Below are 13027 nucleotides of genomic sequence, written 5' to 3' on the forward strand. Positions count from 1 at the left end.
GGACGGCGACAGCCGGGTCAGGCCGCCGCGCGCACCTTGCCGAGGAAGTACTCGTGGATGCGGTAGTCGCCCGTCACCTCGGGGTGGAACGAGGTACCGAGGAGGTTGCCCTGCTCGACGGCGACGCAGCGGCCGTCCTCCAGCGTGGCGAGAGCCGTTGCGGTCGGCCCCACCGACTCGACGATGGGCGCGCGGATGAAGACGGCGTGCATGGGCTCTCCCCCGAGCACGGGCACGTCGAGGTCGGTCTCGAAGGAATGCGTCTGCGAGCCGAAGGCGTTGCGGCGCACCGAGACGTCGAGGCCGCCCAGGCTCTCCTGGCCCCGGATGCCGTCGAGCACGGTGTCCGCCAGCATGATGAGCCCGGCACAGGTGCCGTACACCGGCAGCCCGCCGCGGATGGCGGCGCGCAGCGGCTCGGCGAGTCCGAAGGTGCGCGCGAGCTTGTCCATGACGCTGGACTCGCCGCCCGGGATCACGAGGCCGTCGACGGCCGCGAGCTCCTCTGGGCGACGCACGAGAGTGACGTCGGCCCCGAGGGCACGGAGGACGTGGGCGTGCTCGCGGAAGTCGCCCTGCAGGGCGAGGACCCCGACCCGCCGTGTGGCGACGTGAGGTGCTACCACCCGCGCTCGGCGAGGCGGTGCGGGGCTGCGAGGTCGGAGACGTTGATGCCGACCATGGCCTCGCCGAGCCCGCGCGAGACCTCGGCGATCACGGCGGGGTCGTCGTGGAACGTCGTGGCCTTGACCACGGCCGCAGCACGCTGGGCGGGGTTGCCCGACTTGAAGATGCCGGATCCGACGAACACGCCGTCGGCACCGAGCTGCATCATCATGGCCGCGTCGGCGGGCGTCGCGACGCCGCCGGCGGTGAACAGCACCACCGGGAGCTTGCCGGTCTCGGCTACCTCGACGACGAGGTCGTAGGGTGCCTGCAGCTCTTTGGCTGCGACGTACAGCTCGTCCTTCGACATCGAGGACAGCGCGGCGATCTCGCTCTTGATCTTGCGGATGTGCTTGGTCGCCTCGGAGACGTCGCCGGTGCCGGCCTCGCCCTTCGAGCGGATCATGGCTGCGCCCTCGTTGATGCGGCGGAGGGCCTCACCCAGGTTGGTCGCACCGCAGACGAAGGGGACGTTGAAGTCCCACTTGTCGATGTGGTTCACGTAGTCGGCGGGGCTCAGCACCTCGGACTCGTCGATGTAGTCGACGTCGAGGGCCTGCAGCACCTGCGCCTCGACGAAGTGGCCGATGCGGGCCTTCGCCATGACGGGGATGGAGACCTCGGCGATGATCGCCTCGATGAGGTCGGGGTCGCTCATGCGTGCGACGCCGCCCTGCGAACGGATGTCGGCGGGAACGCGCTCGAGGGCCATGACGGCGACGGCGCCGGCATCCTCGGCGATACGGGCCTGCTCGGGGGTGACGACGTCCATGATGACGCCGCCCTTCAGCATCTCGGCGAGTCCGCGCTTGACGCGGCTCGAACCGAAGTGCTGGGAGGAAGTGCTATCGGTCATGAACGCCAAGTGTATTCGCCCGGCGGGGGTCTTCGAGACGCAGGTCGTCTCGCGCTGACTTCCGGGTGGGACAATCTGATGGTGAAGATCCTCTCGATTCAGTCCGCTGTCGCCTATGGCCACGTCGGGAACTCGGCCGCCGTGTTCCCGCTCCAGCGCATCGGGGTGGAGGTGCTTCCCGTGTACACGGTCACGTTCTCCAACCACACGGGCTACGGAGCCTGGCGCGGTCCGCTCATCAGCCCCGAGGATGTCGCCGCCGTCATCACGGGGATCGAGGAGCGCGGTGTCTTCCCCGCGATCGACGTCGTGCTCTCCGGATACCAGGGCGGAGCAGGCATCGGCGACGTCATCATCGACGCCGTCGCGCGCATCAAGGCCGCCAATCCCGCTGCGATCTACTCCTGCGACCCCGTGATGGGCAACGCCAGGTCGGGATGCTTCGTCGCGCCCGAGATCCCTGTGCTGCTGCGAGAGAGGGTCGTCCCCGTCGCCGACATCATCACGCCCAACCAGTTCGAGCTCGGTTACCTCACCGGAACCGAGCCCGACACTCTCGAGTCGACGCTCGCGTCGGTCGATCTCGCCCGCGCGATGGGCCCGAGCACGGTGCTCGTGACGAGCGTAGAGCGCCCCGATCGCGAGGAGGGCACCATCGAGATGCTCGCCGTCGACGACCGAGGCGCCTGGATCGTGCAGACGCCGCTGCTTCCGATGAAGGCGAACGGCTCGGGCGACGTCACCGCTGCGCTGTTCACCGCTCACTACGCGCGTACCGATGATGCTGCCGATGCCCTCGCCCGCACTGCGTCCAGCGTCTTCGACCTGCTCACCCGCACACACGAGTCCGGTGAGCGCGAGTTGCAGCTCGTCGAGTCGCAGGAGGCCTACGCTCACCCGCGGATGCAGTTCACGACACGGCAGGTGCGCTGAGACCGACTACCTTCGTTGGTCGAGTAGCGCCCGAGCGCAGCGAGGACGCGTATCGAGACCATCACCGCCGCCGGATGCGGTCTCGATACGCCGGCTCCTTCTTCGCAGGCTACTCGACCAGCAAGGTCGGCCAAGCATCGGCAATCGCCTGCCTCGTCTCGCCCAGCAGGCGAGGGATGGCCTTCGTCTCGGCGATGATCGGGAAGAAGTTCGCGTCCGTCGCCCAGCGCGGCACGATGTGCTGGTGCAGGTGGTCGGCCACGCCGGCTCCTGCGACCCGGCCCTGGTTCATGCCGATGTTGAAGCCGTCGCAGTTCGAGACCTCGCGCACGACGCGCATGGCGATCTGCGTCAGCTCGGCGATCTCGGCGACCTCCTCCGCCGTCGCGTCGTCGTAGAGGGCGACGTGACGATACGGGCAGACCAGCAGGTGCCCGCTGTTGTAGGGAAACAGGTTCAGCAAGACGTAGGCGTGCTCCCCGCGAGCGACGATGAGCGCCGTCTCGTCGTCGAGCTTCGGGGCGGCGCAGAACGGGCATTTCTCCTCGTGCGGCGTCGGCCCGCCCTCGATGTAGACCATCCGGTGCGGTGTCCACAGCCGTTGGAAGGCATCCGGAACCGCGGCGAAGTCCGCCGAGCTCTCCAGCCCGGCGAACGCGCCCTCCTCTTCCGCCATCAGATCTGGCCGGCGCTCGTCACCTGAGCGTGCGAGGCGATGGCGGCACGGATGCGACTGATCGCCTCGTCGACGGGAACGCCGTTCTCCTGGGTGCCGTCACGGAACCTGAAGCTCACCGAGCCGGCTGCGCGGTCCTGCTCACCGGCGATGAGCTGGAACGGCACCTTGAGCTTGGTGTGGTTGCGGATCTTCTTCTGCATGCGGTCGTCGGATGCATCGAGCTCGGCGCGCACGCCTGCAGCCTTGAGCCGTCCGATCACGTCGCCCAGGTAATCGACGTAGTCCTCGGCGATGGGGATGCCGACCACCTGCACCGGAGCGAGCCAGACCGGGAACGCGCCCGCGTAATGCTCGAGCAGGATGGCGAAGAAGCGCTCGATGGAGCCGAGCAGCGCGCGGTGGATCATCACGGGCTGCTGGCGCGTTCCATCGTTGGCCGTGTACTCGAGCTCGAATCGCTCGGGCTGGTTGAAGTCGAGCTGCACGGTCGAGAGCTGCCAGGTGCGGCCGATCGCGTCGCGGGCCTGTACCGAGATCTTCGGGCCGTAGAAGGCGGCGCCGCCCGGATCGTCGACGAGCTCGAGACCGGACTCGATGGCGACCTGACGCAGCGTCTCGGTGGCTTCCTCCCAGGCGGCGTCGTCGCCGACGAACTTCTCGGGATCCTTGGTGGAGAGCTCGAGGTAGAAGTCGTCGAGTCCGTAGCCGCGCAGAGTCTCGAGCACGAACTCGAGCTGGCTGGCCACCTCGCCCCGCACCTGCTCGGGCGTGACGTAGACGTGGGCGTCGTCCTGGGTGAGGCCGCGCACGCGGGTGAGGCCGGAGAGTGTTCCGCTCTTCTCGTAGCGGTACACCGTTCCGAATTCGGCCAGACGCAGGGGCAGCTCGCGGTAGCTGCGGCCGCGCGCCCGGAAGATCAGGTTGTGGAAGGGGCAGTTCATGGGCTTCAGGTAGTAGTCCTGGCCCTGACGGGTGACGTGTCCGTCGGCATCCGTCTCCTGGTCGAGATGCATGGCCGGGAACATGCCGTCCTTGTACCACTGCAGGTGGCCGCTGGTCTCGAAGAGCGAGCCCTTGGTGATGTGCGGCGAGTTGACGAGTTCGTAGTCCGCGGCGAGCAGGCGCTCCTGCATGTACTTCTCGATCTCGTGACGGATGATGCCGCCTCGCGGGTGGAAGACGGCCAGTCCCGAGCCGATCTCGTCGGGGAAGCTGAACAGGTCGAGTTCGGCGCCGAGCTTGCGGTGGTCGCGCTTGAGCGCCTCCTCCATGCGGGCCTGGTAGGCGCGCAGTTCGTCCTTCGTCGCCCACGCCGTGCCGTAGACGCGCTGCAGTTGCTTGTTCTTCTCGGAACCCCGCCAGTACGCGGCAGCCACACGCGACAGGGCGTAGCCGTTGCCGATCATGCGGGTGTTCGGCAGGTGCGGGCCTCGGCAGAGGTCCTTCCAGACCGTCTCGCCCGTGCGCGGGTCGACGTTGTCGTAGATCGTCAGTTCGGCGCCGCCGACCTCGACGGACTCGCCGTCGTCGTGGCTGCCTGCTCCCTCGGTGGGGTGACCCTTGAGCCCGATGAGCTCGAGCTTGTACGGCTCGTTCGCGAGTTCGGCACGAGCCTCGTCCTCGGTCACGACGCGTCGCACGAAGCGCTGGCCCTGACGGATGATGCGGTCCATGGCCTTCTCGAGGGGCTTGAGGTCCTCGAGGGCGAACGGGGTCTCGACGTCGAAGTCGTAGTAGAAGCCGTCGGTGACGGGCGGGCCGATGCCGAGCCTGGCCTCCGGGTTGATGGACTGCACGGCCTGGGCGAGCACGTGGGCAGCCGAGTGGCGCAGGATGGTGAGTCCGTCGGGAGAGTCGATCGTGACGGGCTCGACGGTGTCGGCATCCGTCACCGTCGTCGCCAGGTCCTTGAGCTCACCGTTGACGCGCATCGCGACAACGGACCGGTCGGTGAAAAGCTCGAAGCCGTCAGCCACTGTCGTTTACTCCCTTAGTACGTTTCGGAACCCCTCAATCATAGAAGTGTCACTGTCGCCCGCCGGCACACGGGGCTATCCTGCAGACGAGACGCCCGAGTCGCCGACACCGCCGTCGGCACCCTCCGCCTTGACACGAACCCGACCCGACGTGCAAGGAAGCGCAATGAGTGCAATGAAGTCGTTCACCGCCGGATTCGCCGGCGTCATCGTCGCGGCGGGGTTCCTCGTCGCCACCGGAGTGCAGCCGACGGCCGTAGCGCCGACAACGGCGAGCGTCGTCTCGTTCACGGCATCGGGTGACTTCAACTCGACGACCCAGACCTCCGCCGTTCTCAACGACATCAAGACGATCGGCCCCGACCTGCACCTCGCTCTCGGCGACCTGTCGTACGTGACGACGCCCGAGCAGAACTGGTGCGACTATGTGACCGCCCGGGTCGGGGCCGGCTTCCCGTTCGAACTCGTGTCGGGCAACCACGAGAGCGACGGCGCCAACGGGAGCATCAACAACTTCTCCGCCTGTCTGCCCAACCAGTTGCCCGGCGCTGTCGGCACCTACGGGCGCCAGTACTACGTCGACGTGCCGCAGCAGACGCCACTCGTGCGGTTCATCCAGATCTCGCCGGCGCTGCAGTTCCCCGACGGCGCGTGGTCCTACGCTGCCGGAACCCCGCGCTACGCCTGGACCTCCGCCGCGATCGACTCGGCGCGCGCCTCCGGCATCCCGTGGATCGTCATCGGCATGCACAAGCCCTGCCTGTCCGTCGGGCAGTACAGCTGCGAGATCGGAGCCGACCTGCTCAGCCTTCTGGTGGACAAGCGCGTCGACCTGGTACTCAGCGGACACGAGCACCTCTACGCGCGCAGCAAGCAACTCGCGACCGGCGGCGCATGCTCCGCCATCGTTCCCGGCTCATTCACGGCGGCCTGCGTGGCAGACGGCGACAACGCCCTGAGGAAGGGAGCCGGCACGGTCTTCGGCATTGTGGGAACGGGGGGAACTCCGCTGCGCGACGTCTCGGCGAGCGATACCGAGGCCGCCTACTTCGCCGCAACCTCCGGGCTCAACGCGTCACCGACGTGGGGATCGATGCAGGTCACAGCGGATGCGACCCAGCTGAGCGCCCGGTTCGCCCCGGCGGCCGGAGCGGGCTTCACCGATGCCTTCACCATCACCGCCGGCGGGCCTCCGCCCAACGCTCCCCCGACGGCTGCGTTCACGGCCTCCTGCACCGATCTCTCGTGTTCGGCCGACGGTTCGACCTCGACTGACTCGGACGGCACCGTGACCGGCTACGCCTGGTCCTTCGGCGACGGCGACACAGCCGTCGGCGCGACCACGACGCACAGCTATGCGGCATCCGGCAGCTACCAGGTCACTCTGACGGTGACGGATGACGACGGCAGTACAGGATCCGTCACCCGGACCGTCTCCGTCACGACACCCGGCGGCCCGACCGTGTACGCAGCCGACACCTTCACCCGCAGTGTCGCCGTGGGATTCGGAACGGCTGAGACTGGGGGGTCGTGGACGACCACGGGGACGAGCAGCTACTACTCGGTGTCCGGAGGGTCGGGTCGCATTCTGCACTCGGCAGCCGGGCGAACCCTCAACGCCTACCTGACGGGCGCCACCTCGACCACGACCGACCTCAGCTTCTCCATCTCCCCCGACAAGCGGCCGACCGTCGGGGACATGACAATCCTCGCTTTCGGGCGTCGCATCGTCGGCGTCGGCGCCTACAAGGCCAGGATCACGGCGCGACCGAACGGCGACGTCGCCATGGCCCTCGTGCGCGAGAGCCCGGCGGGCACCGATGCCATCGTCGCGTCGACGCTGACCGTGCCCGGCCTCACCTACGTGGGTGGAGACGCTCTCCTGGTTCGCCTGCAGGTGACGGGGACCAGCCCGACCACGGTCCAGGCGAAGGTCTGGAAGAGCGGCACGACCGAGCCGGCCGGGTGGGTGCGGTCGGTGACGGATGCCACGCCGTCCCTGCAGACGGCAGGGTCGACCGGAGTCAGCACCTACCTGTCCGGCAGCTCGACCAGTGCTCCCGTGGTCTTCAGAATCGACGACGTCATCGTGCGCGCTCCCTGAATGCGTCGTACGCCTCAGCGACCGGTGAGGTCAGCCCCTACGCCGCTCGCCTAGGCTGCCGTCATGGCCTGGTGGAACCTGCGACACCCGATCGAGACGCTGCGCCGGGCCAGGGTGCTGCCTCCGTGGGTGCGACGCGTCGATGAGCTCACGGCAGCACGCATCAACGGACGACACACCATCCGGGGCGTCGACGGGGTCTATGTCGCACTGTCGAGCGCGGCGAACCGCGGAGTGCTGTGGTTCGCCATCGCCGGTGTGCTCGCGCTGCTCGGCCATCGGCAGGCTGCTGTCCGTGGCGCCGCGTCGCTCGTCGTCGCCAGTGCGACGGCGAACCTGGTCGGCAAACAGCTGTTCGGAGGCGACCGCCCAGCACTCGACGCCGTCCCGCATGGGCGGCGTCTGCGGACCACCCCGACCTCCGGATCCTTCCCGTCCGGGCACTCGGCGAGCGCTGCGGCCTTCGCGGCGGGCGTGGCCGTGCAGTCCCCAGTTGCCGGAGCCGTCATCGCGCCCCTGGCCGGCGCAGTCGCATACTCCCGCCTGCACACGGGCGCACACTGGCTCTCGGATGTCGTCGCAGGGGTCGGCATCGGGCTCGGTGTGGCCGCCGGCGGCGCCATCCTGGTGCCTGCGCATCCTCACGACAGGCCCGGGCCCGTCGGGGCGTCGGCTGCCGTGCGTGACGATCTTCCGGCATCCGTCGACGGGGACGGGGTCTTCGTCATCGTCAACCCGGGCTCCGGTCGGCGTGGGGAGGGCGAGCACATACTCGACCTGCTGCGACGGCGTCTCCCCGCGGCCACGGTGCACCCGCTCGCCGAGGGCGAGGACGTGGGGTCGGTGCTCCGCTCGACGCTGGCGTCGGGCACCCCTCCTCGCGTGCTCGGCATCTCGGGAGGAGACGGGACGGTCGCCAGCGTCGCCCACGTCGCGCGCGAAGCCGATCTTCCCCTGCTGGTGATCCCCGGCGGCACCTTCAACCACTTCGCGAAGGCCATCGGCGCCCTCACCCCCGAGGCTGCCCTCGACGCTCTGGCCACGGGCACGGGTCTGCGCGTCGACGTCGGAGAACTGCGGGTCGCGGATGCCGCACCCGTCACCGTGCTGAACACCATGTCTATCGGCCTGTATCCCGAGTTCGTGCAGCGACGCGAGAAGGTCCAGAAGGCGGTGGGGAAGCCCCTGGCGACCCTCGTCTCGGCCGTCGGCATCCTGAACTCGACCGAGCCCGTCGAACTCACCGCTCGCGGCGAGCGCGGTCGCGCGTGGTCGCTCTTCGTCGGCGTGGACCGCTACGAGCCGTCTGGCTCGGCCGCCCCGCTCCGGCGCAGCGGCGTCGACGACGGCGTGCTCGACGTGCGCGTGCTCCGGGCCGGCTCCCGGGCCCGTACCCGCGGAGCCGCCGCCCTCATCCTCGGTCGCCGCTCCGACAGCGTCCTGCATTCGCTTTCGCTGTGGTCGCCGCGGCGCTCCATCGCCGCGTACTCGGTGACCGAGCTGGAGGTGGAGGTCCACGGCGACCCCGGGGCTCTCGGCTACGCCCACGACGGGGAGGCGACGGATGCCGCGGCGGCGGCCGACGGCCGCTACACGGTCGCCATGCGCCTGATTCCGGCGGATCTCACCGTCTACAGCCCGCAACCCACCACCACCGAACGGAGAGCGAGCGCGCGATGACCGGCGGATCGATGACGGAGAAGACTAGCCAGGGACTCTCAGCCAGCGAGGTGGCTGCCCGCCTCGCCGATGGCAGGTCGAACGCCTTCGTCGAGGCATCCAGCCGCAGCGTGTGGAGCATCGTACGGGCGAACGTCTTCACCCTCTTCAACGCCATCATCGGCGCCTGCTTTCTGGTCCTGCTCTTCCTCGGCCGGTGGCAGGACGCCCTGTTCGGCCTGAGCGCCGTCGCCAACGCCTTCATCGGCTCCGGCCAGGAGTACCGCGCCAAGCGGGCACTCGACCGTCTCGCCCTGCTCAACGCTCCCCTGGCCCGCGTGCTCCGCTCCGGGGTGGAGAAGGAGATCCCGTCGGCCGAGGTCGTCCTCGACGACGTCCTGGTCCTCCGTGCAGGCGACCAGGTGCCGGCCGACGCCCGCGTGCTCCGCTCCACCCGGCTCCAGCTCGACGAGTCGATGCTGACGGGCGAGTCGGATGCCGTCGACAAGGACGCCGGTTCCGACATCCTCTCGGGTTCAATCGTGGTCGCCGGCGACGCTCACGCCCAGGTGCAGCACGTCGGGGCCGACTCCTTCGCCAATCGCTTCGCGAGCGAGGCCAAGCGCTTCTCCCTGATGCACAGCGAGCTGCGTTCCTCGATCAACCGCGTACTCACCTGGGTGACCTGGCTCATCGGTCCCGCCGCCCTGCTGGTGCTGAACGCCCAGATGGTCGCGGCCGGCGGGTGGGAGGAGGCCATCGCGTCCGGAGCCTGGCGCGATGCCGCCGTCGGAGCCATCGCGGCAATCGTCGCCATGATCCCGCTGGGGCTCGTGCTCATGACCAGCATCACCTTCGCCGTCGGAGCCGTGAAACTCACCCGGCGGCAGGTGCTGGTGCAGGAGCTGGCGGCCGTGGAGGGTCTGGCCCGAGTCGACATCATCTGCCTTGACAAGACCGGAACGCTGACCGAGGGCGACATCGTCTTCGACGGCTCGCATCCCCTGCAGACGGATGCGGCACGGAGCTGGGAACAGGTGCTGGCCTGGTACGGAGCGCAGCCCGACGCGAATGCGACAGCCCGGTGCCTCGCCGAGCCCTACACGCGGCTGCCCGACGCCGAGCCCTCGCAGACCATCGAGTTCTCGTCAGCCCGCAAGTGGAGTGCTGTCGCCTTCGCCGACGGCCCGGCGGGTACCTGGGTGCTCGGCGGTCCCGAGATGGTCTTCCCCGCGGCATCCGGAGGCCGGGACCCGGCTCTCGACGCCATGGCGCAGCAGGTGCGCACCCTCGCATCGTCCGGTCGGCGCACCCTCGTGCTCGCGCGCAGTGCCGCCGTCCTGAACGCGGCCGACGCCGAAGCCGAACGTCTGCTTCCCGACGTCGAACCCGTGGTGCTGCTCACCTTCCGCGAGCAGGTGCGTGCCGATGCACGCGAGACGCTTGACTACTTCGCATCCCAGGGGGTCGCCGTGCGCGTCATCTCGGGCGACAACCCGGACACCGTCGCCGCCATCGCCCGAGAGGTCGGCCTCGACGCCCCGCACGGCTTCGACGCGAGGCAGCTCCCTGAGGACGACGATGCTCTCGCCGAGGTGCTCGAGCAGAACGTGGTCTTCGGCCGAGTCACCCCGCAGCAGAAGAAGCGCCTCGTGCTGGCGCTCAAGGCGCGTGGTCACGTGGTGGCGATGACGGGCGACGGCGTGAACGACGCTCTGGCCATCAAGGAGGCAGACATCGGCATCGCCATGAACTCGGGATCGGCTGCGACCAAGGCCGTGGCCAGGCTGATCCTGCTCGACGGGAAGTTCTCGCACCTGCCGGGCGTCGTCGGCGAGGGGCGCCAGGTCATCGCGAACATCGAGCGCATCTCCATGCTCTTCCTCACCAAGACCGTCTACGCCAGCGCCCTCGCGATCGTCTTCGGGGCGCTGCTGCTGACCTTCCCGTTCCTGCCGCGCCAGCTCTCGGCGGTCGACGGCCTGACGATCGGCATCCCGGCCTTCTTCCTCGCCCTGCTGCCCAACCAGAGACGCTACGTCTCCGGGTTCCTGAGACGGTCGCTGATCTTCTCGGTGCCCGCCGGACTGGTGATCGCAGCGGCCCTCACCGTGTACACCCTGGCAGCCAACGCCATCGGCATCGACGAGGCTCAGCTGCGCACAGGGGCCACGCTCATCCTCACGCTGGTGGGGCTGTGGGTGCTCATCGTGCTCTCCCGGCCGGTCACCGCGCTCAAGGCCGTCGTCATCGGCGCCATGATGATCGCCCTCGTGCTGATGTACACGATCCCGATCGTCACCGACTTCCTCCAGCTCGTCGATCCGGGTCCGGATGCCGCCCTCCTCGTCGCGGTCATCTCGGCGCTCTCCATCGCGGGGATCGAGATCGTGCGCTTCGTCTACCGTCGCGTCATCCGTTCGTCGATCGCGCCCGTCACCCCCTCCGCCTCAGCGGCTGCCGACGCAGGGCCTCAGAACTCGTCGACGGTCGGAGCGACCGATTCCCGGAAGTAGCGACGGCCGCGTCCCGTCCACAGCACGAGCAGGATGGCGATGGCGATCAGGCCGTCTATGACGGTCCACCACGGCTCCCCCGCGCCCACGATCAGCGTCACGACGTTCGCCGACAGCGAGAGGGCGAGGAGTGCCGTGACGATCCACCGGGAGAACCTGCTGCCTCGGGCGATTCCCGACGCTACAGCGATGAGGAACAGCCCGAACAGGATGACCGCACAGCCGAGCAACGTCACGGCGAGCACAGCTCCCGAGTCGCTCGGGTCGACCCCGTAGCGGGCGAGCACCAGAACGGTACCGGCGATCACCTCGAGCACGGCCTGCACGTAGATCAGCACGACGGCGATCGTCACGCCGACGGGGCGGCGGGGGCGGCGGGCAACGACATCCATGCAGCCATCCTGTCGGTCGACCGCGCGAGACGCGACCCTCCGCGCCCGGCGCTGCCGGATGTCAGAGCAGGATGCGCACCGAGCGACTCGGGCTGGTCGATCCGAGGAGGCTGTCCCCACCCTCGAAGACGGCGACGATCGCGTGAGAGCCTCGCCCGAGCTTCGGCAGTCGGATCGTGGTGGTCGCTTCTCCGATCCCGGTGATGGCGGCCTGCGAACTCGGCTTCCCATCGATGAACAGGGACACTCTGCCGGCGATCGTCTCGGTGGGCCCCGCGGTGATCGTGACGTGCGCGCGCACGGTAGCGCGACTCGTCAGGGCGAGAGTACGGTCGAGGCGCAGGGCGGCGCTGGTCGCGGCCTTGTCGACGACGACGAGGCGGGTGGACCAGCTGCGCACCGTCGTGGTTTCCGGCGTCGTGGCGGTACCGGCGACAGTCGATCGCGCACGTGCGAAGACACGAATGGCGGTTCCTGCAGATGCGGGAAGCGACTCGGGAATCGTCAGCCCGACCACGTCGCCTGACGCCGTGGCGGCCTCCTCCTCTGCGGGTCCGCTCCAGAACGGGAAGTCGCCATCCGGCACCTCGATGCTGGTCGCGAGGTCGTAGCCCGCTCCCGCCGGGAACCAGGTGCCTGCGCTCCCGCGGATGCGCACGCGCTCGCCGAGAGCCACGGGGGTATCGAGCGCATAAGACCCGCCATCGAGCGGTTCGAACTCGGTGAGCCGAACGTACGTGATCGGGTCGTGCTCGAGGACGACCGCCGCCGGTGCTGCGGCATCCGCTGTCAGCGTCCACTGCACCCGAGACGTGCTCTCGGCCTGGGAGGAGCAGTCGACGAGGTAGGGGCCGCCGCTGGTCGTGATGGATGCTGACGGCACGGGCATCACGAAGGGCGGTGCCTGATCCACGTCGCCCTCCCCCCAGTAACGCTCGGCCACGAGCGTGCCCGCCGCGTCCTCGAGCGAGCAGGCGAGCTCATAGAAGGGGTCGAACGGCGGGCTGATGGCCAGCGACGTGGTCGCCGGCCCGATCGGGATCACCCGGGCGGCCGGACTGGTCGCCCCGTACTCGCTGAGGAAGCTCGAGTCGCCGCCGACTCCGGCGGGCAACTCGATCGCCGGCACCGTCGGAGGGACCGCCTGCGCCGGTACGGCCGCGACGAGCGAGACAGTGAGTTCGGCGGTCGTCGCCATGCCCACCGCGATCAGTCGAGAACGTGACTTCATGGAGTCCCCCGCAAC

At 69.0% G+C, this 13027-nt stretch carries 10 protein-coding genes; 4 read left to right on the forward strand and 6 right to left on the reverse strand.

Annotation, left to right across the window (positions count from 1 at the left end; genetic code table 11):
- Positions 1-17: 17 nt before the first annotated feature.
- Together pdxT and pdxS are read right to left on the reverse strand one after the other, a co-directional pair.
- A complete protein-coding gene (gene pdxT, locus AADV74_RS05965) occupies positions 18-626 on the reverse strand; it encodes a pyridoxal 5'-phosphate synthase glutaminase subunit PdxT (protein ID WP_342112562.1) in 609 nt (202 codons plus the stop codon).
- Positions 620-1522: a pyridoxal 5'-phosphate synthase lyase subunit PdxS gene (gene pdxS / locus AADV74_RS05970; RefSeq protein WP_342112563.1), complete on the reverse strand. Its 903-nt coding sequence runs from the start codon at positions 1520-1522 to the stop codon at positions 620-622. The genes pdxT and pdxS overlap by 7 nt, the downstream gene beginning before the upstream one ends.
- A gap of 81 nt (positions 1523-1603) precedes the next feature.
- Here pdxS and pdxY point away from each other — a divergent pair, with 81 nt between their 5' ends.
- Positions 1604-2455, forward strand: coding sequence for a pyridoxal kinase PdxY (gene pdxY / locus AADV74_RS05975; protein WP_342113102.1), 852 nt, complete (start codon positions 1604-1606; stop codon positions 2453-2455).
- 109 nt (positions 2456-2564) lie between these two features.
- On the opposite strand, the gene AADV74_RS05980 is transcribed toward pdxY, so the two are convergent.
- Together AADV74_RS05980 and thrS are read right to left on the reverse strand one after the other, a co-directional pair.
- Positions 2565-3131, reverse strand: a complete 567-nt coding sequence (locus tag AADV74_RS05980; RefSeq protein WP_342112564.1) for an HIT family protein — start codon at positions 3129-3131, stop codon at positions 2565-2567.
- Positions 3131-5065: a threonine--tRNA ligase gene (gene thrS, locus AADV74_RS05985; protein ID WP_342113103.1), complete on the reverse strand. Its 1935-nt coding sequence runs from the start codon at positions 5063-5065 to the stop codon at positions 3131-3133. Before thrS ends, AADV74_RS05980 begins: the two co-directional genes overlap by 1 nt.
- 211 nt (positions 5066-5276) lie before the next feature.
- Here thrS and AADV74_RS05990 point away from each other — a divergent pair, with 211 nt between their 5' ends.
- From AADV74_RS05990 to AADV74_RS06000, 3 genes are all read left to right on the forward strand, one after another.
- A complete protein-coding gene (locus AADV74_RS05990; RefSeq protein ID WP_342112565.1) occupies positions 5277-7214 on the forward strand; it encodes a PKD domain-containing protein in 1938 nt (645 codons plus the stop codon).
- Between the two features lie 63 nt (positions 7215-7277).
- Positions 7278-8894: a bifunctional phosphatase PAP2/diacylglycerol kinase family protein gene (locus AADV74_RS05995; RefSeq protein ID WP_342112566.1), complete on the forward strand. Its 1617-nt coding sequence runs from the start codon at positions 7278-7280 to the stop codon at positions 8892-8894.
- An 11-nt stretch (positions 8895-8905) separates the two neighbouring features.
- Entirely contained in the window at positions 8906-11389 is a 2484-nt protein-coding gene (locus AADV74_RS06000; RefSeq protein WP_342112567.1) for an HAD-IC family P-type ATPase, read from the forward strand.
- Here AADV74_RS06000 and AADV74_RS06005 read toward each other — a convergent pair.
- Together AADV74_RS06005 and AADV74_RS06010 are read right to left on the reverse strand one after the other, a co-directional pair.
- A complete protein-coding gene (locus AADV74_RS06005; protein WP_342112568.1) occupies positions 11347-11781 on the reverse strand; it encodes a DUF7144 family membrane protein in 435 nt (144 codons plus the stop codon). The genes AADV74_RS06000 and AADV74_RS06005 overlap by 43 nt on opposite strands.
- A gap of 61 nt (positions 11782-11842) precedes the next feature.
- Positions 11843-13012, reverse strand: a complete 1170-nt coding sequence (locus tag AADV74_RS06010; protein WP_342112569.1) for an Ig-like domain-containing protein — start codon at positions 13010-13012, stop codon at positions 11843-11845.
- Positions 13013-13027: the final 15 nt, after the last annotated feature.

This window comes from Leifsonia stereocauli (assembly GCF_038432415.1).
GTDB classification, from domain to species: domain Bacteria; phylum Actinomycetota; class Actinomycetes; order Actinomycetales; family Microbacteriaceae; genus Orlajensenia; species Orlajensenia stereocauli.

Coding starts and splice junctions, on each gene's coding strand:
- pdxS (WP_342112563.1), bottom strand. CDS start 1,522: ATGACCGATAGCACTTCCTCCCAGCACTTCGGTTCGAGCCGCGTCAAG.
- AADV74_RS05980 (WP_342112564.1), bottom strand. CDS start 3,131: ATGGCGGAAGAGGAGGGCGCGTTCGCCGGGCTGGAGAGCTCGGCGGAC.
- thrS (WP_342113103.1), bottom strand. CDS start 5,065: ATGCGCGTCAACGGTGAGCTCAAGGACCTGGCGACGACGGTGACGGAT.
- AADV74_RS05990 (WP_342112565.1), top strand. CDS start 5,277: ATGAGTGCAATGAAGTCGTTCACCGCCGGATTCGCCGGCGTCATCGTC.
- AADV74_RS05995 (WP_342112566.1), top strand. CDS start 7,278: ATGGCCTGGTGGAACCTGCGACACCCGATCGAGACGCTGCGCCGGGCC.
- AADV74_RS06000 (WP_342112567.1), top strand. CDS start 8,906: ATGACGGAGAAGACTAGCCAGGGACTCTCAGCCAGCGAGGTGGCTGCC.
- AADV74_RS06005 (WP_342112568.1), bottom strand. CDS start 11,781: ATGGATGTCGTTGCCCGCCGCCCCCGCCGCCCCGTCGGCGTGACGATC.
- AADV74_RS06010 (WP_342112569.1), bottom strand. CDS start 13,012: ATGAAGTCACGTTCTCGACTGATCGCGGTGGGCATGGCGACGACCGCC.